The organism is Brevibacillus choshinensis (assembly GCF_016811915.1).
Classification (GTDB): Bacteria; Bacillota; Bacilli; order Brevibacillales; family Brevibacillaceae; genus Brevibacillus; species Brevibacillus choshinensis_A.
Map to the genome: position 1 here is coordinate 2,026,332 of NZ_CP069127.1, position 23,880 is coordinate 2,050,211.

26 protein-coding genes and 1 tRNA gene are annotated in these 23,880 nt (G+C 51.4%); 14 read left to right on the forward strand and 13 right to left on the reverse strand.

Annotation, left to right across the window (positions count from 1 at the left end):
- The first annotated feature begins 36 nt into the window (after positions 1–36).
- A complete protein-coding gene (locus JNE38_RS10355; RefSeq protein ID WP_203356477.1) occupies positions 37–537 on the forward strand; it encodes a CarD family transcriptional regulator in 501 nt (166 codons plus the stop codon).
- A 99-nt stretch (positions 538–636) separates the two neighbouring features.
- Here JNE38_RS10355 and JNE38_RS10360 read toward each other — a convergent pair whose 3' ends face one another.
- Positions 637–1,599 carry a GNAT family N-acetyltransferase gene (locus JNE38_RS10360; RefSeq protein WP_203356478.1) on the reverse strand — a complete coding sequence of 321 codons (963 nt, stop codon included), beginning with the start codon at positions 1,597–1,599 and terminating at the stop codon, positions 637–639.
- Between the two features lie 227 nt (positions 1,600–1,826).
- On the opposite strand from JNE38_RS10360, the gene ybaK reads away from it, so the two are divergent.
- The gene (ybaK, locus tag JNE38_RS10365) at positions 1,827–2,306 is read left to right on the forward strand and encodes a Cys-tRNA(Pro) deacylase (protein ID WP_203356479.1); all 480 of its coding nucleotides are present in this window, start codon (positions 1,827–1,829) and stop codon (positions 2,304–2,306) included.
- A 257-nt stretch (positions 2,307–2,563) separates the two neighbouring features.
- Here ybaK and JNE38_RS10370 read toward each other — a convergent pair whose 3' ends face one another.
- Entirely contained in the window at positions 2,564–3,619 is a 1,056-nt protein-coding gene (locus JNE38_RS10370) for a CapA family protein (RefSeq protein ID WP_203356480.1), read from the reverse strand.
- A gap of 157 nt (positions 3,620–3,776) precedes the next feature.
- Between JNE38_RS10370 and JNE38_RS10375 the strand changes: the two genes are divergently transcribed.
- The 3 genes from JNE38_RS10375 to JNE38_RS10385 all read left to right on the forward strand — a co-directional run bounded on the left by JNE38_RS10375 (position 3,777) and on the right by JNE38_RS10385 (position 6,680).
- The gene (locus JNE38_RS10375) at positions 3,777–4,961 is read left to right on the forward strand and encodes a UDP-N-acetylmuramoyl-tripeptide--D-alanyl-D-alanine ligase (protein WP_203356481.1); all 1,185 of its coding nucleotides are present in this window, start codon (positions 3,777–3,779) and stop codon (positions 4,959–4,961) included.
- 220 nt (positions 4,962–5,181) lie between these two features.
- Positions 5,182–6,156 (forward strand): C40 family peptidase, encoded by a 975-nt coding sequence (locus JNE38_RS10380; protein ID WP_203356482.1) that lies wholly within the window; start codon positions 5,182–5,184, stop codon positions 6,154–6,156.
- 188 nt (positions 6,157–6,344) lie between these two features.
- Entirely contained in the window at positions 6,345–6,680 is a 336-nt protein-coding gene (locus JNE38_RS10385) for a transporter (protein WP_203356483.1), read from the forward strand.
- A 72-nt stretch (positions 6,681–6,752) separates the two neighbouring features.
- On the opposite strand, the gene JNE38_RS10390 is transcribed toward JNE38_RS10385, so the two are convergent.
- The 6 genes from JNE38_RS10390 to JNE38_RS10415 form a co-directional block, all read right to left on the reverse strand.
- Positions 6,753–7,550: a FixH family protein gene (locus tag JNE38_RS10390; protein WP_203356484.1), complete on the reverse strand. Its 798-nt coding sequence runs from the start codon at positions 7,548–7,550 to the stop codon at positions 6,753–6,755.
- 2 nt (positions 7,551–7,552) lie between these two features.
- Positions 7,553–8,170 carry an SCO family protein gene (locus tag JNE38_RS10395; RefSeq protein ID WP_238933613.1) on the reverse strand — a complete coding sequence of 206 codons (618 nt, stop codon included), beginning with the start codon at positions 8,168–8,170 and terminating at the stop codon, positions 7,553–7,555.
- Between the two features lie 21 nt (positions 8,171–8,191).
- The gene (ctaG, locus tag JNE38_RS10400; protein ID WP_203357500.1) at positions 8,192–9,058 is read right to left on the reverse strand and encodes a cytochrome c oxidase assembly factor CtaG; all 867 of its coding nucleotides are present in this window, start codon (positions 9,056–9,058) and stop codon (positions 8,192–8,194) included.
- A gap of 176 nt (positions 9,059–9,234) precedes the next feature.
- A complete protein-coding gene (locus JNE38_RS10405) occupies positions 9,235–9,705 on the reverse strand; it encodes a thioredoxin family protein (RefSeq protein WP_203356485.1) in 471 nt (156 codons plus the stop codon).
- A 3-nt stretch (positions 9,706–9,708) separates the two neighbouring features.
- Positions 9,709–10,137, reverse strand: a complete 429-nt coding sequence (locus JNE38_RS10410; RefSeq protein WP_203356486.1) for a disulfide oxidoreductase — start codon at positions 10,135–10,137, stop codon at positions 9,709–9,711.
- A 161-nt stretch (positions 10,138–10,298) separates the two neighbouring features.
- Positions 10,299–11,087: a metallophosphoesterase family protein gene (locus JNE38_RS10415; protein WP_203356487.1), complete on the reverse strand. Its 789-nt coding sequence runs from the start codon at positions 11,085–11,087 to the stop codon at positions 10,299–10,301.
- Between the two features lie 87 nt (positions 11,088–11,174).
- Here JNE38_RS10415 and JNE38_RS10420 point away from each other — a divergent pair, with 87 nt between their 5' ends.
- Positions 11,175–11,906 (forward strand): NAD-dependent deacylase, encoded by a 732-nt coding sequence (locus tag JNE38_RS10420; protein WP_203356488.1) that lies wholly within the window; start codon positions 11,175–11,177, stop codon positions 11,904–11,906.
- A gap of 50 nt (positions 11,907–11,956) precedes the next feature.
- Positions 11,957–12,031, forward strand: a tRNA-Thr gene (locus JNE38_RS10425).
- A 57-nt stretch (positions 12,032–12,088) separates the two neighbouring features.
- Here the strand turns inward: JNE38_RS10425 and JNE38_RS10430 are convergent.
- Positions 12,089–13,561, reverse strand: a complete 1,473-nt coding sequence (locus JNE38_RS10430) for a hypothetical protein (RefSeq protein WP_203356489.1) — start codon at positions 13,559–13,561, stop codon at positions 12,089–12,091.
- A gap of 222 nt (positions 13,562–13,783) precedes the next feature.
- Here JNE38_RS10430 and JNE38_RS10435 point away from each other — a divergent pair, with 222 nt between their 5' ends.
- The 3 genes from JNE38_RS10435 to JNE38_RS10445 all read left to right on the forward strand — a co-directional run bounded on the left by JNE38_RS10435 (position 13,784) and on the right by JNE38_RS10445 (position 16,663).
- The gene (locus JNE38_RS10435; RefSeq protein ID WP_203356490.1) at positions 13,784–15,697 is read left to right on the forward strand and encodes an ABC-F family ATP-binding cassette domain-containing protein; all 1,914 of its coding nucleotides are present in this window, start codon (positions 13,784–13,786) and stop codon (positions 15,695–15,697) included.
- 112 nt (positions 15,698–15,809) lie between these two features.
- A complete protein-coding gene (locus tag JNE38_RS10440; protein ID WP_203356491.1) occupies positions 15,810–16,331 on the forward strand; it encodes a hypothetical protein in 522 nt (173 codons plus the stop codon).
- A gap of 110 nt (positions 16,332–16,441) precedes the next feature.
- Positions 16,442–16,663, forward strand: a complete 222-nt coding sequence (locus JNE38_RS10445) for a hypothetical protein (RefSeq protein ID WP_203356492.1) — start codon at positions 16,442–16,444, stop codon at positions 16,661–16,663.
- 59 nt (positions 16,664–16,722) lie between these two features.
- On the opposite strand, the gene JNE38_RS10450 is transcribed toward JNE38_RS10445, so the two are convergent.
- The 3 genes from JNE38_RS10450 to JNE38_RS10460 form a co-directional block, all read right to left on the reverse strand.
- Entirely contained in the window at positions 16,723–17,085 is a 363-nt protein-coding gene (locus JNE38_RS10450) for a L,D-transpeptidase (RefSeq protein ID WP_428993698.1), read from the reverse strand.
- Positions 17,086–17,170: 85 nt separating this feature from the next.
- On the reverse strand, positions 17,171–17,416 hold the full coding sequence (locus JNE38_RS10455; protein WP_203356494.1) for a hypothetical protein: 246 nt from the start codon (positions 17,414–17,416) through the stop codon (positions 17,171–17,173).
- A gap of 189 nt (positions 17,417–17,605) precedes the next feature.
- The gene (locus JNE38_RS10460; protein ID WP_203356495.1) at positions 17,606–18,307 is read right to left on the reverse strand and encodes a pirin family protein; all 702 of its coding nucleotides are present in this window, start codon (positions 18,305–18,307) and stop codon (positions 17,606–17,608) included.
- 159 nt (positions 18,308–18,466) lie between these two features.
- Here JNE38_RS10460 and JNE38_RS10465 point away from each other — a divergent pair, with 159 nt between their 5' ends.
- The 4 genes from JNE38_RS10465 (at position 18,467) to JNE38_RS10480 (ending at position 22,913) form a co-directional block, all read left to right on the forward strand.
- Positions 18,467–19,225: a DUF4931 domain-containing protein gene (locus JNE38_RS10465; RefSeq protein ID WP_203356496.1), complete on the forward strand. Its 759-nt coding sequence runs from the start codon at positions 18,467–18,469 to the stop codon at positions 19,223–19,225.
- A gap of 14 nt (positions 19,226–19,239) precedes the next feature.
- Complete coding sequence (locus JNE38_RS10470) at positions 19,240–20,100, forward strand: GNAT family N-acetyltransferase (RefSeq protein ID WP_203356497.1); 861 nt, start codon at positions 19,240–19,242, stop codon at positions 20,098–20,100.
- Positions 20,101–20,205: 105 nt separating this feature from the next.
- Positions 20,206–21,342, forward strand: coding sequence for a virulence factor (locus JNE38_RS10475; protein ID WP_203356498.1), 1,137 nt, complete (start codon positions 20,206–20,208; stop codon positions 21,340–21,342).
- Between the two features lie 278 nt (positions 21,343–21,620).
- Positions 21,621–22,913: a phytoene desaturase family protein gene (locus tag JNE38_RS10480; RefSeq protein WP_203356499.1), complete on the forward strand. Its 1,293-nt coding sequence runs from the start codon at positions 21,621–21,623 to the stop codon at positions 22,911–22,913.
- 118 nt (positions 22,914–23,031) lie between these two features.
- Here the strand turns inward: JNE38_RS10480 and JNE38_RS10485 are convergent, their stop codons facing one another.
- Complete coding sequence (locus tag JNE38_RS10485) at positions 23,032–23,841, reverse strand: serine hydrolase (protein WP_203356500.1); 810 nt, start codon at positions 23,839–23,841, stop codon at positions 23,032–23,034.
- Positions 23,842–23,880 lie beyond the last annotated feature (39 nt).

Genomic DNA, 23,880 nt, shown 5'->3' on the forward strand with positions numbered 1-23,880 from the left:
TATAATGAATGAGTTGGAAGTAAAGGAGGTGGACGTATGTTTCAAGTTGGAGACAAGATTTTTTATCCTATGCATGGTGCTGGCATCATTGAGGCTATGGAGGAAAAAGAGTTTCTCGGGGAAAAACATCTGTATTTTGTGTTGCATATGTTGCTGAAAGAACTCGACATCATGGTTCCTGTTGAAAAGATGTCCGCTTTGGGAATTCGCGCGATCGTAGACGGACAAACACTGGAACACGTTTTTGCTGTCTTCCACGCGGGGGAACCAGACCTGTCGCAGAATTCAGCCCAACGGATGAAAGTGAACACAGAAAAGTTGAAGAGCGGCAATATTTATCAAGGGGCAGAAGTGGTCCGCGATTTGCAATTGATCAGCCGAAACAAGGTGCTGGGAACGAGCGATCGGATCATGCTGGACAATGCGATGCTGAACTTGATCAGTGAGATCGAGCTTGTATGCAATCTGGATCGTGACGAGGCGACAGAGCTGTTGAGACGGATGGTATCCGAAGAGACAGTCAATGCGGCTCCCTAACAGACAGAGCAAATCATCAGGACACCGATGATGTTTATCCTTAGATGAATAAACAAAAGCAGGGTGTGATTGCACAGGCAATCGCACCCTTTTTGCATGCTAGAGAAGGAGGGAAGAACGATATTCGCTGCGCTCGGCAAACTGATGGAAGCCAGCTCGCAGAAAGGCTTTTGCCATGGGGTGGTTGCATAGATCGGTGTCGGCGCGTATGAACTTTTCACCTGCTTGAACGAGTGTGGAAACTCCTCGGTTCAACAGCTGATCGACATAGCCGCGCCCTCGGAAGTCGGGCAGCACCCCGATGTACCCAATCGTTGCAAAAGTGGGACTTTTTGTAGGGAGGATGAATCCGATGACCCTCTCGTCTGGCGCATAGGCAAGTTCCCACCAGTCTGGTTCATAAGACATGCTTTGTAAACCTTGAAAGATCTCTCGCGCCTGGGCGAGGGGACCATGCTCAGCGCGTTCCTTCGCAATCAGGCGATCCAAGGTAGACGTGGACCCCCGCATGATCGCATCCAGAAAGGCATCTTCCCCGACCTCCGTCAAGCTGCGGTATACGATACCAGCGTCTGGTGCCGGCATCAGGGCGAAAGGAGCGATGCCGTTCTCGGAATTCCATTCAAAACGAGAGGTTTCCCGCTGTAATTCAAATCCGAGCTTGCTCAAAATGTGTTTGCGCTCTTTGCGATTTTCCTGCCATTGAGGAGCAGCAGCGGGTGAGTCCAAAACGTATCCGAGTTGCGTGACCCCCGTTTCTCTGCAGGTCAAAAGCAGGCGCTGCCACAGAAGATCAGCCAGCTGTGAGCAATGCGCATCATCCCACGGAAGATCAAGCAAAAAGATATCCAATGGGCTTGCTTTTCCAGGCAGCGTCCAAAAAGCTACACGGCCAATCCCTGTGCCTTCCTTTTCCAAAACAAAGCACCAATCAGGACGCATGGCCCCTTTTTCAAACATTTGTTCAAGGTAAGCGCGAATTGACGATTGTCGATGGACCGGGGTGGATATGGCCGAGAACATGTCGAGCTCATGAGGAAAAATGGGACGAATCGTGTACATAAAAGGCACTCTCCTTTTTTAACGTGCGTGGGTAAAACAGCATGAGAGTCCCCCCTTTCCGGATAAAGTAACTCATAAATGTAATTTTGCTAGTTACATCACCATTTTATAGAGAAAAATTCTTCCAGTCAATCTCCATTTTTCCCGTTACAATAAGGGGAGAATAATGAAGACAGGAAAGTAAAGGACTGGCAAGTTGAAAAAAGAGAGAAGCAGAGGAGACGAAAATGAAGCAAGGGAAAACGAACGCGATGCGCATCCTGGACAAGGAAAAGATCGACTACGGGATGCTGTCGTATTCAGCAGACGATGGCAAAATAGACGGCGTGTCCGTCGCCCAAAAAATCGGCAGAGAAAAAGGTGTGGTTTACAAAACATTGATTTCTCAAGGGGCGAGCAAGGCGTACTACGTCTTCGTCATACCTGTCGAAGCTGAGCTTGACCTAAAAAAAGCTGCGAAAGCGGTTAGCGAAAAGAAAGTAGAGATGATTCCCGTCAAAGATATCACTACTGTGTCGGGATACATTCGCGGAGGGTGTTCGCCGATTGGCATGAAAAAATGGTACCCCACCGTCATCGAAGAAAGTGCTCAGACCCTGGACACCATTATCGTCAGCGGCGGGAAAATCGGCGTGCAAATTGAATTATCCATTGCAGATCTGGCAAAAGCGACGAGGGCTTCTTTTGCAGAGATCACAATGGAGTGAGGAGCCCATCTTACCAGCAGGCAATTTGCAGCCGTTTGGATTCGGACAGATAAGTTAGAAAACTTGGCTGCGCCAAGCTTTTGCACCCAAAGGGTACAGGTCTCGCATTAGTACCCAAAGGGCACAAGTCTCGCCTTCTCACTTTGATCGAGGTCTCGCTATGTTGCACTTATACTGGATAAGAATCTTATAAATTCTTATCTGTACAAAAAAGGAGCGTGCCTCAATCACGCTCCTTTCGCTGTTATTGAGAACGATTACACGAAGCGCCTCCCGATAACCTGTGTCGCGCGATTCCAGAGCTGCTGCAATCGCCTGCGTCCACGTAGCGCCAGATGCTTATCTGGCCTTCTCAAATAGGCCCGCATCGGCATGACGCGGAATTTGGCGCGCCCGCCCGAAAAATAGCGCTGAGAATAGGTAGGAACGATCCGGATATCGGTAAGGCTCGTTTGGCCCTGGGGATCCTTTTCCACAGCAAATTGCAATATCGCCCCACATTGGGACTGATCAAACGACAGCATTTTTTCCGACGTGAAATTTCCTAATGAATAAGCGACCAATGTGCGCTTTTTCCTGCCATCGGCTGTCGTGATGATGGGTGTGACGACTGGCTGCAGCACGTGCGGATGCGCACCTAGAATGACGTCCGCCCCTCGTTCCAATAGATTTTGCGCCAGGATGCGTTGCCTCTGAGTAGGCGTGAAGCGGAACTCTACGCCAAAGTGCAGGCAGAGGATCAGCAAATCGACCTCTGGACGCAAGCGTGAGAGGTCCTGCTCGATGACAGACGGATCCAGCAGATTGACGATCCACGGTGATTCCACGGGTACCTGCTGCTTGTTGGTACCGTACGTATACGCCAGTATGCCGATTCGTATGCCGTTTACCTCACGGATCAGAAAGGTCGAGGCTTCTTCGGCCGTGCGATACGTCCCGGTATGAGCGATCTGGTGCTGATCCAGCACGTCTAGCGTACGGAGCAGACCTTGTGGCCCCCCATCCAGACAGTGATTGTTGACGGTCGTGAGGACATCGAACCCCGCCTGCCGCAGGTCGCGAGCCAGCTCATCCGGGCAGTTGAACCTCGGATAGCCTGTGCGGGCTGACCCGATTTGGTAGGGCTGTGTCCTGCCGCTAAACGTTGTCTCCAAGTTGCCGATGGTCAAATCAGCACGCTGCAAGAGGGGAGTCACAGGTGCGAACATCTCAGCAAACGAGTAGCTCTGGGTTCCTAGTATTTTCGCGGACTCGACCTGTTCCCTCCACATCAGAATGTCGCCTACTGCGGCGATTGTAGCTCTGCGATTCATAGGCCTCACCTCTCTTTTTCTACCTTATTCGGGGCGAGGTCCGCTTGTTTTGGATGATAGCGGAACGTTTTCATAGATAAAGGTCCATACAGGCTCTATGTGTTCCTCATACAATATCCAAGCTGATGGTGAGGACTCGCAGAGGAGGGGGTATCCAATGAAGGGTTTCGGGAAAAGGATCGCCAAAACGAAGGCGAAAGCACAGCCTATGAAGACACTCATTCTCCAAAAGCCCGTGATCGCGGTGACAGGCAGTGCCGGGAAGACGACGACAAAGGAATTGATATCTTCCATTCTGGGCAGGCGCTGGAACATTTACAAATCGATGCATAACAAAAACTTCTTAGGGAATACGCGGGCGCATGCCAGGCGCATCTCGGATGAGCATCAAGCTGTCGTCCTCGAATACGGGATTTTGGGAAGCGGTCACATAAAAAAGCACTGTGAAATGATACAGCCATCAATCGGTGTCATCACGAATATCGGTACGGCACACATAGGTAATTTCGGGGGCAAAATGAGCGGAATCGCGATGGCAAAATCAGAGCTGATCCGCTGCATGAAACGGACGGGGACCGTCTTTCTCAATCAAGATTGCCCTTACTCGCGCCAAATGACGATGCAGCCGTATGTAGGCTCATTTTCCGGCAAATTTGTTACGATTGGAATCGAGGAAGACGCAGACTACCGAGCAACGGACATCCATGTCGAAGATCGGGGAATTCGTTTCTCCTGTTTCATCGGAGAAAGACTAGAGGAATTTTACCTTCCGATATTGGGAGAGCACAATATCAGCAATGCCTTGTTTGCCATTGCCGTGACTCATTCGTTGGGATTTTCCGTGGAAACGATTCGGGAAGGTCTGAACGCATTTCACCCACAAAGAAAAAGGCTTACACGCTACCGTCTGGATGACAATGTACAGGTTCTTGATGATACCTACAGCTCGAACCCAGATGCTGCCAAGGCAGCGATCGACGTGCTTTGTCAGGTAGGAAGCGGGACGAAAGTTGCGGTTCTCGCCAGTATGCTGGAGATGGGAAATTACGAGATTCAGGCACATGAAGAAGTGGGTCGATACGTAAGTCAAAGGGAAGTCGATTACCTGTACACGCTGGGAGCGAGCGCTCGCCACATTGCGCGTGCAGCCATTCGTTCCGGTTTTCCAGCCAACCGAGTCATTCATTGCCACACGAAAAGCAGACTGCATCAGCTGCTTTCGGAGCGGATCAGACCCGATACCTCTTTCCTCGTAAAAGGCTCTCATCGATTGAAAATGGGGGATACGGTTTTGTTTTTGCGCAAGGAAATGGTAAGGGGCCGTCGGAAAAGAAAGGCATAGACTCGCTGTGCCCAGGAGCGCTTGTCCGCTAGGAGGACAAGCGCTTTTTAACTGGCACCATCCCAACTAGAATCCAAGAAACGAGCTAGGGCTTTGGACATCCGCCTATGTAATCAAATCCTCTATTGGAAAGATTTACAGCCTACTAGGTCCGCCGATTTTCCCGTAAACTGGTTCCGTACCCAATCCGTTGGGAAAGACACAGCCAGGAGGAGAACGAATGACGAAACGAGATTGGTTGCAAAAATCGACTGTCGCCGTCATGTTGAGTGCATCCTTGCTCATGTTCACGGAAGGTGGACATGCTGCAGCAGCGCAGACTGTGGATTCGCAATCTTCTGCCAAGTCAGCAGAGGTAATCAACATCGCCAAGACGTTAATCGGGAAAGATTACAAATACGGCGCTACAGGACCTAGTTCCTTTGGGTCGGCCGGCTTGGCAACGTACATATTCAAACAAGTGGGAATCAATGTGGACGATACGATCGCGGAGCTGTACAAAGCAGGCGAAAAGGTGTCGGAAGATAATAAGCAAGCAGGCGACCTGCTGTTCTTCTCTTCGACTGGTTCGGGAGCACCGAGCTTCATGGGAATTTACATCGGCAATGACCAGTACATCTATGCGTCTCAGGGCGAAGATGCCGTGGTTCTGAAAAAGGTCAGCGATTATACGAAGAAGCTGGTAGGCATACGCCGAGTGCTGCAAGATACAGGAACGACTCCTGATCCAGGAACGACGAATCCTGAAACATCGAATATCGGAGACAAAGTCATCGAAGCCGGAAAGAAATACTTGGGGACGCCGTATGAATACGGATCGACCCGATCGAACAAAAAGACGATGGATTGCTCCGAATTCACCATGTGGGCCTATAGGGATGGAGCCGGCATCAATATGGGCACTGGCGGAACGAAAGCACAGGCTAACTATGTCAAGAGTCACGGTTCGTACACGACTGACATCAACAAGCTGAAAAAAGGCGATCTGGTCTTCTTCATGAGCTACAAAGGCTGGAGGGAGTCGGATTATAAAAACATTGACGTATCCAAGCAGAGCATGACCCATGTCGGAATCTACATGGGAGATGGCAAGCTGCTCCATACATTCTCCAAAGAGTCGGGCGGCGTCAAAATGACCGATTTCAAGGGTACGCACTGGGAATACCGCTTTATCATGGGTGGACGCCCGTATTAAGGTGAAAACGAGAAAAGGGACAGCGCGAGTGCGTTGTCCCTTTTCCCATTTTACAGGGCTTTTTGCATACGTGATAATGGCACAGAAGACAGGAGCGGAAAAAATAGGTGAATGACGGGCGGCAAACGCACATGCCATATCCGCACTTGCTGCATTTCCTATAGGGAGACTTGTAGGAGGTGAACGTCATGTCATATGGTTTTCCGCCACCACCGCCGCCCGGAGGTTATCCAGGATCATCCGGGGCACCCGGAGGATTCCCGCCGCCGCCGCCAGGACCGCCGCCTAGCAGGACGCCGAGCTCGCCAGGACAGCATGGATACGGGGGCACACGACGCATTGACGCAGGAAGCTTCTATCCTTGCTTATACCGCTATTCCTATGTCTGGCTGAGAAATGGCAATTCGTTCTGGTTCTACCCCGTTTACATCAGCCGTAACTCCGTTTCAGGCTACCGCTGGAGGCGGGATCACTGGCAATATTACGGAACCGAGCTGAACAGGATTGCCTATTTTACATGCTAAGGAATAAGGAAAAAGGCGCATGTCCCAAGTGAGAGTGGGGATGCGCCTTTTGGCTTTCTCAATCATTCCCTATTATTGAACCGACAATGGGAAGCTCTTGTGATCGTGGACGTCCCCTTTCTCGACGTGCACGTTGACGGTGTAGCTGCCAGCGGTAGGGAGAGCAGCATCTGCGCTGTACTGTCCTGGCTGCGTTTCCGTCGCGTCAACAAAAGTATGCTTTTCTTCGTTCCCTTGCCAGAATTCAAATTTCACCGTGGCCTGTGAAAAGCTCTGGTTCTCTCTCATCAAATGGACGGTAAAGATCGCGGAATCTGCCGCCTTGACTGATTCCGGCGGCATGAAGTGAAAGTCAATCTTGCTTGCTGGGTGATCGGCACTGGCAGAATCACCGCTGCTCCCATGGTCATGCGCTGCAGGGGTCTGTGTGTGACCGGGATGTCCGGTGCCTCCCGTGCCCGTATCGCTAGCCTGCTGGCCGTCTCCAACGGTAAAGGCTACTTTCTGCATGTTATGAAAGTCGCGAGCAGTCACGTGGTAGTAAACATAGTAGGAGCCCGGCTCCCCGATCGATTGCACGGCGGTGTAGACACCATCTGCCTGAAGGGTAGCCGGAATCGTCACATGCTGTTCCTGGCCGTCCTTCCACCATTCAAATTTGACTTCCTTGGCATCGTCGACGGGACTGCCGTTCTGTGTGACTTTGACAGAAAACGTGATGGTCTCCCCTTTTGCTGGATTTGCAGGCAGCATGGAAAAAGCCGCATCGATCGGTTCGGAAGAGGGTAGTGCCGCTTCCTGGTTGTCCTTGCCGCAGGCGGTCGCCAGCAAGCAGAGAAGACATAGTAAGGGAAATACATAGCGTTTCATCTTTACAATCCTTCCTTTTTCAGGTTCATCAGCTGCAGATAAATGTCATCGGGATCAAAATCATCTCCCATGCCAAACTTGCGAATGACTTCGTTGCTTGAATTGACCAAATAAGTGCTGGTGGTGTGTGAAATAAATCCGTCTTCTGTCTTGCTGGCAATGAAGCCAAGCGAGCTGGTGACGTTCTGGAGGGAGCTCTCATCCCCTCGCAGGATGGACCAGCCCTGTGCATCGATACCAAGCTGCTTGGCATATTTGCGCAGTACTGCAGGTGTATCATGTTGGGGGTCGATTGTGATCGTCAAAAATTCCACCCCATTGCCCATCAGCTGGGCTTCCTTCAGCCGTTTTTGCAGCTGGACCATTTTCACGGTTGTCGTCGGACATACATCAGGACAGCGCGTATAGATCAGCTCCACCAGGCGAACATTGCCAGGCCTAGGTGAGAGGGCGTACCTCTCTCCATCCAGCGTCTCCAGGAAAAGAGAGGGCAGTGTCGCTTTGACGCTTTGCGAACCGCCCCAAAACCAGGAGGCAACTAACGCCACGAGCACGAGGGCCGGTAAATAGAGGAGCAGCCGTCTGAGTCGCATCGCGGCGACGGGTGTCATGGGCATCATTTTGGCCTCCTTTGTGCTTGTTTACTGAGGGAGCAGTTGATCATCCGGCTGATCCTTTTCTTTTCGATACCACGAGGCGAATATGTAAGCCAATACGGAGCCGTAGGTTAATTCCTGCATCAGCTTCATGATAATACCACCTAACCGCTGATCGTCAAGAGCTTGCAGCGGGACCGCGAACATCGACTTGTCGATGGGTGCCGCGAAGAAGGGGGCACAGAGCATCGTAGGGCCATTCACATAGGTTTCGTACAGCGGGTTGGCGGAGAAGATGATCAAGGCGCAGGCTGGAGTAATCAGAACACCGTTCGCAAAGATATACGCCAGCTTTTGCAGCTCTGTCAGCCGGTGAATTTCGGGTAACGGTGCGATGACTGGCATCCACATGAGCAGGGAGCTAAAAAGCAACAGCAGGTGAATCAAATTGTGCATCGCAAGCTGATTCATGGCCATGTCCAAAATGACAGGCATGTGATAAAACGAAAACAAGGCGTTAAACAAGAGAACCGCAGGGATAGGGTGGCTGAGTGTACGAAGGGCAGCGCGGGACCACTTTCTCTCTAGGAGCGGACGCAATAGCCAGGCAGGCGTTCCGCCGAGCAAAAGCAAAGGCATGACCAGATAAAGCAGGGATTGCTGGAGCATGTGAGCACTAAACAAAAAGTGTCCCGCGACGTTCAGCGGACTTCCCATTCCAAAGTAAAAGAGCAGGAGGCCAGCCACGACCATGCATTTCTTGCCCGGTGTGACGGGAGCAGCATGGGCGAAGGTATGGCGAAGCGGGCCGATCAGCGTAAAATAGGCAATCCCCAAGACGAGAGTCAAGGCCATCAGCTCCGGGTTCCATGTCGCCCGAAAGCCAAAAGTGGTAGTCAAATAGGTGATCATCCTGAACAAACCCCGATATTCCAAGATCTTCCCCATTCATCATTATAGGCAAAGGAAGGGAAAAGCCTAATGACTCATTCGGGCTATTTCTTCCAAAAGATCACCGGGTGTTCACATAAATGTCATCTTCCCGAATAAACAGCCCCCGGTCTAGGAACGGGAGGCTGGAGGCAATTTTATGATTTTTTCTGTTCTTCCAACCATTGCTTCCACTCGTTTGCTTCATGTCCGCCTACCAGACGAGCTACTTCTTGTCCCCCTTTGTAATGAACCAAGGTAGGGGTGTACTCGATTTGGAAGTCATCCCAGCTGGAGTTGAATTCCAGGAGGTTGTGCTTTTTCATGTCGATCTTCATGTCTCGCACGATCGGCACCAAAACAGGAGTAGTGGCTTGGCAGTGTTCGCACAGCGGGCTGTAATAGTAGACGAACAAATCTTCTTTGTTGTTCAGGCGGGTTTTTAATTCGTCAGGCATGATCAGGTTATCATACAGCGGATCCTTAAGCTGCTCGAGCGTCGCTGGATTGAGATTGGCTTTGCCATACGGGTTGCCTGCCGCTTGCTGGCGGTTGGAAATGTCGGAGTAGACGATGGCTCCGATCAACAGGGCCGCTACCAGGATGGAGAAAAAAATGATTTTTTTCATGGATTATTGCTCCTTTCCATTTTTCAAGATGAAGATTTGCAGCACGATGATCAAGGAAAAAGCGATCAGTGCCAGAAACGGAATCGTAATAAAGCCAAGCCAGTTGATGTAATCGGAATTGCAAGGTACGATCCCGCAGGCATTCCCGAGCTCATGCAGGGCCGGGACTTTTTGGATCAAATAATGATAGAGGGAAATCAGCCCGCCTATTACGGAAAGGATCAACGTGTAAAAAGACATCTTGTAATCTTTTTTCGCGGAAGCCACTCCCAGCAAAATGACCAGTGGGTACATCAAAATCCGCTGGTACCAGCACAGGTCACACGGTATGTATTTCAGCACTTCTGAAAAAAAGAGACTGCCGGCTGTGGCAATCAGGGCGACTCCCCAGGAAGCAAACATGGCTTGTTCCATGGCTTGTGCACGCTTCATAAAAACACCTCGTCCTCATCTTAGCATAGTACGATTGGGAATTGATTTGAAAAACTTAGGTGAGCGTACGGGCTTGTCCGCAAGAGGTATGCCCGATTCCACTACCCATTGTAGTGTAAAAGCGGACAAGAGACAATATATCATTTGGACAAACTGCCGTTTCACCCGTTTACCTGCACGATTGGGTAAGGATGGACGTCACGGATCGGGACGAAAATCGACTGTAGGGAAGGCCACTCCACCAGCATGACGCCTCGTCGGTACGCGGCTCCTCCGTCAATCCCGACAAGGTTTTGCCTGATCCAAGGTCCCGTTCCGTGATAACCCGGGAGCTTGGGAACCGGGGTGTGACCAAAGACAATGGGGCGTTCTCCTTGATAACCCAAGAAAAACGGCTCCCTAATCCACAGAAGATCCTCAGGATTTTGCTCGGCCAACGGGATACCGGGTCTGATTCCCGCATGCACCAGCAGAACAGCAGGAGCCCCGGAGCGTTCATCGGCAGGAAGCTCTAGATAAAGGGGGAGAGATTGCAGGGCAGGCAGCAAAAACGGATATTGGGCAAGAATGACTTGGCGCGCCTCTTCCTGGATGTCTGGGGCAGGGAGTCCTCCCACAAACGCTCGCCGCAAGGGGCGGCTGCCTAAAAACGAGCGAACGGTCGCATCGCCTCCATTGAAGCGCAAATAGTTCTCGGCATTTCCTCTTCCGGTGAGCCAGTCTTCAAACATTTGCTCGTGGTTTCCTTTGATCAGAAAAACCTGCTGAGGGTACTGCTGCCTCAGTTCCATCAGACCAAGCAGCACCTCTTTTGACTGCGGGCCACGGTCGATCATGTCACCGATGACGTATAAATGATCATTTTTCATGGGGGAAAAGGAAGCTTCCTGAAGCGCCTTTTGGAATGCCTGATTTTGACCGTGTATATCCGAAACGAAGTAAGTCGCCATATTCGAGACAACCTCCTACATGTACAAAATGCATCGTCTACTATTACAATATGAGAAACAGGGAAACGGGTGAAGGAGAGGGATGGCATGGATCGGTTAGGGGAGCTTGCGAAGTGGATCAGAGAGGCTAGCTCTTGCGTCGTCTTTTCAGGGGCGGGGATGTCGACGGAGAGCGGACTGCCTGATTTCCGTTCGCAGACAGGCTTATGGAGCGGGCAGGATCCGACCAAGCTGGCGAGCACGCAAGCGATGTACCATAATCGGCGATCGTTTGTCGACTTTTATCGGATGCGTATCGAGGGCTTGCTCGCGTGTCAGCCGCATGCTGGGCATGAGGTGTTGGCAGCTTGGGAGACGCGTGGATGGATTCGGGGGATGATTACCCAGAATGTCGATGGGTTTCATCAGCGAGCAGGAAGTCAATCGGTAGCAGAGCTGCATGGCACACTCACCACAGTCCGCTGCCTGCGGTGCGGTCGCGAATACCCGAGTGCCAGGTATTTGCCGGAAGAGGGAACCATCTGTGAGTGTGGGGGATTTTTGCGACCATCCGTTGTCTTGTTCGGGGAATCGCTCCCCTATGCGGCACTCGAGCTTGCCGAGGAGTGGACGAGGGATGCGGACTTGTTTATCGTCTTAGGATCGTCCTTGCTGGTCAGCCCTGCCAACCTATTTCCGCAGCGGGCAAAGGAACAGGGCGCGAAATTGGTGATCATCAATCGTGACCCTACTCCCCTGGATCGCTATGCAGACCTCGTGATATCCGACAAACCCATTGGGGCCGTGCTCCGGCAAACCGAAAAAATCATGCGATCGTAGCACTTGAAAATTGGCGATAAGTTTACTACAATATTTTCTGTAATCGCCATGCTAGCGTAGCACAGGGGTAGTGCAGCTGATTCGTAATCAGCAGGTCGGGGGTTCAAATCCCTTCGCTAGCACCATCACATACAAGTAAAAGCCAGGGGGACTGTCCCTCTGGCTTTGTTTTATTCTGTCTCTTATTTATAGCTGGAAACGGTACCCGAAATCGCATCGACGTAGTGACTCTGCGCTGAAATGGACGCCACATAGGCCAATATCGCGTGATCGTCCTCTGGGTCCGCAAAGACGTAGTTCAGCTTGGGTTCGAGGGCCTTCACCCATTGTTTCTTCGCTTCCTCAGCGGATATGAAGGCTGGAATGGCTTCGGCAGACGGTGCGGCAAACGCTCGCGTGCTCACGTTCGTCACGGTATTTCCAAGCAAGTCCATGGTGAGGACAACGATCGGTTTGGTCGTACGAACACCGTTCACGCTCGGATAGAGACTCAAGCGGTATGCCGTTTCATGTTGCGTAAAAGTGGACTCGCGGAGCATGTAGTCCCCTTCGTTCAAAGGAATGTACTGCTCGATAAAGCTGAGTGCCTGTTTCTTCGCGTCCGCTACTGAGGAAGGCGAAGCTTCGCTGCCCCGACCCCTGTTCTTCTCTCTGATTGTCTGCAGCTCACCGGTTTTTTCGTTGACCCGAATTTCGAACGACCCGTTTTTGTCACTTGCGGTGTGGATCGTAATGGGCGTTTCGTTCGGATGGCTTTCTCTAGAAGTAGAGACCGCTACTTGATCTGCTTGCAAGCCCAGAAAGGTTTTCGCCATTTCTTTGGCGCGATTGGCTGAGACGGCTGCCAGTTCTTTTTTGGCAGTTCCTACGGTAAAAGAAGTGTTCACAGATTGGACGGAATTCAAAAAGGCTTTGCCCGTTTTGGCATCAATGGAAGGATACGGCATGGCTACATATTGATACTGCCCCTGTTCATCGTCGTAAGCGAGCTCCAGCTTGAGCTGATCGCTGAAAGCCTGCTTTGCCTTTTCTGTAGAAAGGACGTCTGCTTTCGAAGGGAGAAGCCGCTCGTCGATGTAGGAATCCAGTCGATGGAAAGAGATGACATGGCCTGCTTCATCGACGATGATTCGGCCCACAGGCTTTTGGACAGGAATGTCTTTCACGATCGGATAGATCGACACCTCAGCCTTTGAATGAAACGTAATCGTGGCTTGTGAGGAGACGTCATAATTCTCACCGATCACGGATTGGGCAAAGTCCTGCGCTTCACTCACCGCGCCTTCGAGATCAGCCGTTTTGTTTGTGGGCTGCTTGGCCCAGTAAGCCGTCATCTGCGTCAGCTTTTGGTCCTTTTTGGAAAACAACAGAGTCACGGACGTCGGGATGCTGCCCGAGCTCGAAGCGTCTGCGGTATTGGTCATGGTAACCCTCCACCCCCCTGATGTGGAGCTTTGGAATGAAATCGTTTCATCACTCAACCCGAAGAATTCAAGCGTATTCTCTACCGTTTTTTTGACGCTGTGAGGAGCGGTTTTGAGCGCCTCCTCGTAGCTGGTTGTGGTGAGAGCGGCAGCATGGGGCAATGCGGCAGGGGAGGCAGCCAATAGGCAGGTGCAGAGCAAGACGCCCACGGAATTGCGAAAAGATTTCACTTTGATCTCTCCTTTAGCGGAATGAAAAAGTCGGAACAAGTCTGCAATATCCTAATATTACCATAATGACGCTTAAAATCCATTTGTTTCCAGTAGTTCCGTGTGGCGAAATACCCGACTACAATTTCGTGAGTTCCTCCCTAGAGCTTCCTTGCAAAACATGTTACCATCGGATATAGCATTCATTTGCATCAGGCAAATAGAAAAGTACAGGTGACTACCATGCAAATCTTATCCGTAGAGAACCTCTCCAAAAGCTATGGAGAGAAAGTATTGTTTGATAACATCTCTTTTCATATTGCAGAGCAGCAGCGAATTGGTCTGATCGGCGTGAATGGCACGGGAAAGTCCTCCCTGCTGAAAATCGTGGCGGGGCTCGATACGCCAGATAGCGGAAAGCTCGTTCACGCCAATCGTTTTCATGCCGAATACTTGCCGCAAAATCCTAGCTTTGACGAAGATTCGTCCGTTTTGGACCAGGTATTTTACGGGGACTCTCCATTGATCCAGCTTTTGCGTGAATACGAAGGCGCATTGGCGGACCTGCAGACTGCGCCGGACGATGAGAAAAAGCAACAACGCGTATTTTCGCTGCAAAGCAAGATGGATGCAGCCGACGCGTGGGAGAGCAGTACGCAGGCAAAAATGATTTTGACGCAGCTGGGCCTGCACGATTTCACGCAAAAAGTGAGCGAGTTATCAGGAGGGCAGCGAAAGCGGGTCGCGATGGCCCGGGCGCTGATTCAGCCGGCAGACCTGCTGATTCTGGACGAGCCGACGAACCATATCGACAATGAAACCGTAGAATGGCTGGAGGAGTATCTGTCCCGGTATAAAGGGGCACTCCTGCTCGTTACCCACGACCGCTATTTCCTGGATCGTGTGACCAACAGGACGTTTGAGCTGGATAAAGGCAAGCTGTACAGCTACGAGGGCAACTATGCGACGTTTCTGGAGAAGAAGGCAGAGCGCGAAGAAAACGAGGCGGCAGCAGAGAGCAAGCGGCAAAATCTGTTGCGCAGGGAGCTCGCATGGCTTCGACGCGGGGCAAAGGCTCGCACCACCAAGCAAAAGGCCCGCGTCCAGCGTGCTGAGGAACTGCGTGATCGCGTCGTAGAAGGTCAGGCAGCTAAGATGGACATGGCGCTCGGGGCAAGCCGTTTGGGCAAAAAAGTCATCGAGATAGAAAGTGTTAGCAAATCGTACGGTGACCGCACACTCATTTCAGATTTCAGCTATATCGTCTTGCCGGGAGATCGAGTGGGGATCATCGGGCCAAACGGCAGCGGAAAATCCACGCTGCTCAACATGCTGGCGGGAAGGCTGCAGCCTGATTCTGGCACGATTGATGTAGGACAGACCGTAAAGATCGCCTACTACACGCAGGACAGCGTCGAGATGAATGAAAAGCTGCGCGTGATTGAGTATGTAAAAGAAGCCGCGGAAGTCATCCAGACCAGCAGCGGAGAAATGATCACAGCCTCGCAAATGCTGGAGCGATTTCTCTTTTCTCCGCACATGCAGTATACGCCGATTTCCAAGCTGTCTGGCGGGGAGCGCCGCCGCCTTTATTTGCTGCGTACGCTGATGGGCGAGCCGAATGTTCTCTTTTTGGATGAGCCGACCAACGACCTGGACATCCAGACCCTCAGTATTTTGGAAGACTACCTGGAGCATTTCCCAGGGGCAGTCATCACGGTTTCCCATGACCGCTATTTCCTGGACCGGACTGTCGATCATTTGTTTGCCTTCGAGGGCCAAGGGAAAATACGCCATTTTACCGGCAATTATTCCGAGTATCTGGATGAACGCCGACTTGAAAAGACCGTGCTGCCGCCTGCTGCAGCGGAAGCGAAAGACAAGAGTGAGAACAGCAATGCCAACCGCGGGAACAATCGCACGAAAAAGCTGTCCTACAAGGATCAAAAGGAATGGGATGAGATTGAGGGCAAAATCGCGGCATTGGAAGAGCGCAGCGTCAAGCTGAAGGCAGAGATTGCTGCTTCAGGCAGCGACTACGGGAAAGTCGAGAAGCTGTACGCCGAAGAACAGCAGGTCGCATCCCAGCTGGAAGCTGCCGTCGAACGTTGGGCGGAGCTGTCGGCTATGATCGAAGAATTGGAACAAGGAAAGTGATGTCGGTACCCCCAAGCGAGAGGAAAGCTCTCCTTTGGGGTTTTTGTACGGATTCTTGGCATTGCTGGTACAAAAAATTGGCACTATACTAACTCCATGGGAGCGTGATGGAATGGGTATAGTGATGAATCGGGAGAAGTTTGAAAAGATGGAGACAGAGGAGCTCGGGCGGGCTTGCATCGAGCCGATCCTGCATCCGTTGAGGGGAAAGGACCCATCTGTAAAAGCACAGGCGTATGAACGACTGACGCCGGGGCAACGGGCCTTATTCATGTTTCACGTCTTGCATGATCACGCATGTCCATCTGCAGGGGAGTTTGCTGGCTGGCTAGCTTATACGCAGCAGGAATTCTCGTACTGGATAGGCATTGTGGCCGGTCTTCGGTTTTACGAACAGCAAGAGCTTCTCGCGATCCTGGAAGGTACCATCCTTGTTTTGGAAGAAAGAAATCGAAGACTGGGCAAGTCGATGGCTGAATTTACCGTCCTGGACATGGATGACGATCGCAAGCTCAGGGAACAGATCACTTCCTTCTATGTAGAGTATCAACGCCAAGTTCCTCATACTCTCCGAGACATCGGCCAGTACATCCGTCGCCATCCGAACGAATTTGTGAGCTGGGAGCCCCAATAATTCCCTCCCGCTGTGCCAATCTCTGTGTATCTAGCCAGTAATTGTGGCTGTGAAATGGCAGTGGCCTTCTGTAGACTGAAGTAGATTACTTAGTAGAGGAGTCGCTGTCGTTGCCTGCCTACAAGTTAGACCCTGAATGGGTAATGTCTTATCTGGCCCAGCAAGAAGAGAAGCTCGCAGTAGAGCTTCAACCGGAACGAAAAGACGTAGTGATGAACAAGATAAGGGAACTGACTTTGTCTATCATGTACAAACAAGCTAGAAGATATCTGGTGTATTTCGAATCAGGTGAAGATGAAGTCGTAGGAACAGAAAGATCTCGTCTCATGTGAGAAAGACCCGCCTCAGGAAAAAGGAGGCGGGTCTTTGCTTTTCATTCCTTCTTGATCACCTACCGGGCTCTGATTCGGACAGGCGTGCCGATGGAAACAAGGCTGGCCAAGGTATTTACGTCCTGGTTGTACATGCGGATGCAGCCATGGGATACATACTGGCCGATGGAGGAAGGATTGTTGGTGCCGTGTATGCCATAATGGGGCTTGCTCAATCCGAGCCAATAGGTGCCGAAAACACTCAAGGGACCGCCCGGGTAGGAATCAGGGTAAGGTACTTTATTCACGATCGTAAAATCACCGTGTGGAGTGGAGGTTGCGATTTTGCCCAGTGCGACCGGAAAGGAGCGGACCAGCTTGGAGCCATCAAAAAGATCCAGTCGCAGGTCTGCGATGGAAATGCGGATGTTGTATGCCGGCAATAGCGTCACCTCTCATGGATGATCGGGATCACGTTCTACCCTATCCTATGTGAGCGGGGCGGAGCCGTACCTGTGCTGCAAGAGTTCAACGCGCTCCGAAATCGTAGGAATACTGGTCGGGATAACGCAGGCCGTCTCGATAAAATAGCGTTCTCACCCAAGCGTACATGCGCAGGGGGATAGAGGGAAAGACGATGGCAAGCTGGCCTTTTTCCAATATGGGCAAGTCCAAGGGGGATTGAATTTCGTAAGGAACGCCTTCCTGATCGAGCTGCAGTTTGTACTTGTGCGCCTCGCTCCAGCTGACCGGATAATAAAAAGATCTTTCCATGTCATCCAACACCTTTCCGAGCTTCACTATTACCATTGTATGCGATCCCGTTGAGATAAAAAAACGGTATCGAAGAGGAGCGACCGCACAATAGAGGGAAGTTTAACCAAAGCGTTCTTCACTTAAAATTCTAACACGTTAAAAAAGGAAAACGCAGCCTATTGGAAAAATAGGCTGCGCGAAGGTGCGTCAGGGCAGATCAATCAGCATGAAGTAAGCGCTGCTGCTCGCGGTGATAGCGAGACTGGTTGTCGAAGTGATGCGGGCTGCGTCTCTTGTTTCCAAGGTGGCTTCCGAATTGACCGAAAGCTCCCCTTCCATGACGAAAAGGTACGTCCGTCTCTTCTCGCTTTGTTGAAAGTGGATGGTCTCCCCGGCATCCAGGCGGGAAAGGTACAGCGTCAGATCTTGATGGATCTTTGCGATTTCTTCGCCGCCCACAGGCGATACGACGGGGAGCAGCTGATTTCGCAGCTTCGCAGGGTCGTATGCCTTTTGCTCGTAGGAAGGAACAAGTCCGTATTGGGCTGGCTCAAACCACAGCTGGAGGAACTTTACTTCTTCAGTAGCTGACGGATTCATTTCCGAATGGATGATGCCCGTACCTGCGCTCATTCTCTGGACCTCGCCCGGTTGAACGACTTCCTGCCGTCCCGTGCTGTCCTGATGCCCGAGCTGTCCTTGGAGCACGATCGAGACGATCTCCATTTCGCGGTGGGGATGGGAGCCAAAGCCCATCTGCGGTGCTACGGTGTCGTCATTGAAAACACGCAAGGGCCCAAAGCCCATATTGTCAGGATCATAATAGTCAGCGAAGGAAAAACTGAAATTGCTTTTCAACCAGCCGTGATCTGCCGAATAACGGGATCCGGCTTTACGTACGTCAATCATGTGAGACCTCCTCTATGTCTGGGATCTATCAGCTATCGTAACGCTTTCGCTTACTTTTGTGAAGGACATTACATAAAAATAGTAGAATGAAAAACGAAATGATTTTCTCCCGAATTCCGTGTAAAGTGGAAGTAGGTGGCAATTAGGAGGGACACTCGGATGACGCAGACTCATCTGCACTTTAACATGCATATTGGCAGAAAAAAACCGGAAAGCGTGATTAACCGGGAAACCGCTTGTCCGTTTTGCGACACGAACAGTCTCACGGATGTGCTGGAACAACGCGGGCCCATGATCTGGCTGATGAACAAATTTCCCGTTTTGCAGGATACCTATCAGACCGTATTGATTGAGTCGGATGAGTGTGAAGGTGACTGGTCCACCTATACCAAGGAACATGTGCACGAGCTGCTCGCTTTTGGAGTGGAAAAATGGCTGGAGCTGGAGAACAGCGGGGCCTATCAATCGGTGCTGTTTTTCAAGAATCACGGCCCTTATTCTGGAGGCAGCATACGCCATCCACATATGCAAATTGTTGGCTTGCATGAGTACGATTATCACAGACAAGTAAAGGAAAGTGATTTTGAAGGCATCCTGATCGACCGCGGACGGGGAGTGGAGTGTACGCTGTCGACGCATCCGCGGGCGGGATTTTTCGAATACAATGTGATCTTATCGGATTGGGAAGGATTGCCGAGAATGGCGGAATATCTGCAAATCCTGGCGCACTGGATTCTCAATCATGTCAATCGTCGCTGCCAGAGCTACAATTTCTTCTTTTATCGGATGGGAGAAAAGCTGATCGCTAAGGTCGTTCCTCGCTTTGTGACATCTCCTTTGTACATTGGTTATTCAATTCCGCAGGTAGCGAACAATCTGGAGGAAATGGTTGCCGAAATCAAACGGCACTATTTTTAGGGGGCATGGAACGAATGGGATATGAGGTACAGGGTAAAAGCAAGCTGTCGGTGGAAGAATTGGCTGCAGTCAAGGAACTGGTGAACGTGTGCAATGAGCATGATGGAATCGATCTCAAAGTGAATCCCGACATGCTGGCCAATCGGTCCGGAGAGCAGACGGAGGATTTCTTGTGCTACGAGGATGGAAAGCTGGTCGGATTCCTGGGGCTGTACGTTTTCCATGGGGAAGAAGCGGAAGTGAGCGGGATGGTTCATCCGCAGTACCGCAGGAAGGGGATCTTCCGGGCGATGCAATCCCGTGCAGCAGAAGAATGCGGCAAAAGAAAGATACCGAACCAACTGTTCATCGTGCAGCGTGAGTCATTGACTGGCAAAGCATGCATGGAACAGCTTGGATCGACGTACAAGTTTTCGGAATATTGGATGGATCTTGAAGGGCAAAAAAACCAGCTTCCTGTGATCAGCATCCAAATGCGGGAGGCGGGAGCGGAAGATCTGGAGACGCTGATCTGGCTGAACGTGCACGGCTTTCAAATGGAGGAAGACCGTGCGCGGGAGATGAGCGAGAGAATCGAATCGGAGCCGAACCGGATTACCTATTTGATCGCCGCGGGCGGCCAAGACGTCGGGAAAATCAGTGTCCTGTTCAGTGAAGGGAAAGGGTTCATTTTCGGATTCTGCGTTCATCCTGACCAACAAGGGAAAGGCTACGGCCGACAAGCATTGGCGCACACCATCGAATTGATCCGGGAGAAAGGCTTTGAGCAGATGTCTCTGGAAGTTGCCTGTGAAAACAGCAATGCGCTGGGACTGTACGAATCGTGCGGCTTTGTCGTCAAATCAGCCAACGATTACTACACGCTGAAGCTGTAGGCAGGCAAACTGCACTCCTGTGCATGTCAGATTGGATATGTGATCGGAATCCGTGCTACGATAAAGAGGATCAACACAGGAGTGCGGAAAAAGGAGTGACTGAGCATGAAACTGTTGTCCATCGAACCTACGCCGAGCCCAAACGTGATGAAGCTGGGTGTGGACGAGCGTCTGCCGGATGGTGTCCAACATGTCTATACAAAAGAGAGCGCAGCCAAACTGCCTGAAATGATCGGGCAGCTGCTGGCGATTGAGGGTGTTACATCGATCTTTCATACGGCAGACTTTTTGGCGTTGGAGCGAAAATCAAATGCAGACTGGCAGCGGATTTTGACCCAAGCGCGCGAGATCCTTCAGGCAGGAGAAGGAATGGCGGTGCCGGTTCTGACAGCGGCAGAGGGAGGAGCTTTTGGCGAGGCGCAAGTCTTCATTCAAATGTTCCGGGAAGTGCCGATGCAAGTGAAAGTCACGATGGGGAGCGAGCAAATCCGCGCAGCTTTGCCTGAGCGTTTCGGCCAGGCGGCGATGCGGGCAGGCTCTGCCTCACCCAACCTGATCATGGAGCGCAAGTGGGTGGAGCATGGGGTCCGCTACGGTGATTTGCGGGAGATCGGGGAAGAAGTGGCGCAGGAAATCGTGGCCTCCTATCCGGAAGAACGAGTGGAAGAGCTAGTGGAGCGTGCGCTGCAGCTCGGGGAGGGCGAAGCGCCAGCACCGGTCGTTCGTGAAAAGAAAGTGGTCACACTGGACATGCTGGATGATCCGGACTGGCAAAACCGCTATGCTGCATTGGATCGAATGGAGCCGACGGAGGAAGATTTGCCGGTGCTGGAAAAAGCCCTCGGGGATGCCAAGCCGTCGATCCGCAGGCTGGCGGTCGTCTATTTGGGGATGGTGGGAGGCGATGCTGTCTTCCCGCTGCTGTTCCGAGCGCTCAAGGACGATTCCGTATCCGTCCGACGCACGGCTGGCGACACGCTTTCAGATCTGGGTGATCCTCGGGCGACTGCCGCGATGTGTGAGGCGCTGGGGGACCGCAACAAGCTGGTGCGCTGGCGTGCAGCACGCTTCCTTTTTGAAGTAGGGGATGAATCCGCTCTGCCTGCGCTGCGCGAGGCTCAGCACGATCCGGAGTTCGAGGTGAGCCTGCAGGTGCAGATGGCTGTAGAGCGCATCGAGAGCGGGGAAGCGGCCAGCGGGACTGTCTGGCAGCAAATGACCAGGAGAAATGAGCAGAAATAGGCAAGCTGATGCAGGGGCGATTGGGTCCCTGCATTTTTATTTCCTTTCTAGGGTCCTGCAAGATCCTCATAGTCTGGATATACCTGAAACGCGGGGGCATACTGCTTGGAGGGACGAGCGGCTCATAGCATGCAGTGCATAAGGAAATTAATGGTATCGACCAGTATAAAAATAGACACAGTTCAATAATAGTTGACTTCCAAGTGATCCATCCATTATCCTAGGAGAGGGTTTAGACTAGGTTATCAACATTGAGAGTAGCGTAGGGGAGATTGTGTATGACAACCAATCACTATGACGTTGTTATTGTAGGCGGAGGACTTGCTGGCCTCTCCAGTGCCGCCTATCTTTCGTCGAAAGGCAAAAAAGTAGCAGTATTGGAGCGCGGACAATTAGGTGGTCGCGCCGTAACGTTGAAGATTAAAGGATTCAATTTCAACTTCGGGGCTCATGCGATTTATGCCAGGGACAGCTCCGTTTTGAGAACGTTTGAAAAAGAACTGGACCTTCACATTGATTGGCAAGACTTTAATCCGACCAAAGCCAAGTACGATATCGGGAACGACTTGACAGCGGTTCCAGCCAACGTTCAAGGGCTGTTTCAAACCAAGCTGCTCAAAGGCTTGGACAAAGTATTGTTTACGTTTGAAATCTTGAAAACGATGCTGAGAATGGAAACCGGGCATCCACACATGTCCATTCAAAAATGGATGGAAAAGAAAAATGTGAATGAGGAAGTCAAAGAAATGATGCTGACACTGGCATCTTCCAACTTCTTTACTCGTGAGCCGGAAAAAATTCCATCGGACGTATTCTTCTCTTACTACAGCCGTCTGTTTAAGACGAACAAACCGGTTTCGTATATCGGCGGAGGCTGGCAAGCGTTGATTAACGAATTTGTACGCGTCATCGAGGCGAACAATGGCGTCATTCTGACGAAAACAAAAGTAGAGAAGTTCCACGTAGAAGAAGACCACGTAGTGGGAGTGGTAACACCGGAGGGCGAGCTTACGGCAGATGAATTCATCAGCTGCATTCCGCCGAAGGAAATGGTCAAGGTGTTCGCAGAAACGCGTCTGGAGCATGCCATTGCCCAGCACGCTGAGTATGAGCCTACTGTCGTAGTGGTGTATGACATCGGTTTGAAAGAAAGAATCGACGTTCCGTACTCTTACATTTACGACAAGCAAAACAACATCTTCATCACGGATATTTCCTACTATGATCACACCTGTGTCCCAGAAGGCGGACAGCTGCTTCAGGCTACGGCCTATATGCGCCAGTCCGAAGTCGGGAACAAAGAAGCTGCAGAACAACGCAAGCTGGAAATCGAAGCAGTCTACGACAAGCACTTCCCAGGCTGGCGTGAGCAGCTGGTGGTTCCACGCGTCTCCACTCGTGCCATTGTACAGGAGATCAAGTGGACGATGAACCAAAAGCCAATGCCGACGTTCCTGCCGGATTATCGCAACCTGTTCTTTGCAGGTGACTGGTGTGAGGGACAAGGACAGCTGTCCGAGCTCTCTTTCTCTAGCGCTTTGAATGTATCCAAGTTGATTTTGGAAAAATAATCAAACGATGTAAGCGGGTGTATCTCTCTCCTTTTCCATCAGAGAGTGGCACCCGCTTTTTACCCATTCCCATCCAAATAAAAAAGACCCACCGAACATTGCGGCGGGTCCACGTAACCTAAGCTTGTTGGTAGCGATCGTAAACGAGGCGTCCGATCTGGGCCATGACGTCAGCTGCAGGTTTTTGCTCAAGCCCTTTGTTGAGCAGGCAGATCGTCACAGCGTGGGAGCCGATAAAGAGAATGCCGGTGTCATGCGTGATTTTTGTCACAGAGCCGGTCTTGTTGGCGAATTCCCATTTGGGCACCATGCCGATGAAATCGCCGTCCGGATCTGGGAAGAGAAGCGGGATGCGGTCCCGGTGCTGCTGCTGCTTCAGGATCGCCATCATCTTCAGGCAGCTGTCATACGAGATGACTTTACCGGTTGCTACATAACGAAAATGCGAGCCCATGTCAGCTGCCGTGATCTCGTTGTAGCCCTCAAGCTCGGCTGGAACGACCATCAGCTTGTTGTAAAACTGGCTGTTTGTCATTTCCGTCTTCTTCATGGCAGTGCGGATGCTCTCTGTACCGACCAGATCGATCATCATGTTAGTGGCCGTGTTGTCGCTTTGGATGATCATCAGGGTGACCAAATCTTGGACGGTGATTTCTGTGCCGGGCGTCATGTGCTGCAGTACGCCAGCTCCGCCGACCAAGTCTTCTCGGCGCAGCTTGATGGTTTGCTCCAAGGCAATCTTGCCGGCGTATGCTTCAGCGAAAACAGCCGTCATGATCGGCACTTTGATAATGCTTGCTGCATAGAATCGTTGATGCTCGTTCATGGTGAGCTTCTCGCCGGTGTGCAAATCTTCCAGGTAGACGCCCCATTCACCGCCAGCTTCTTTTACGAGCTGAGTGATCTGGGTAGATAGACTTGAGAGCATTTTTGCGCCATCTCCTTTTTTGTAGACAAAATTTTCTCA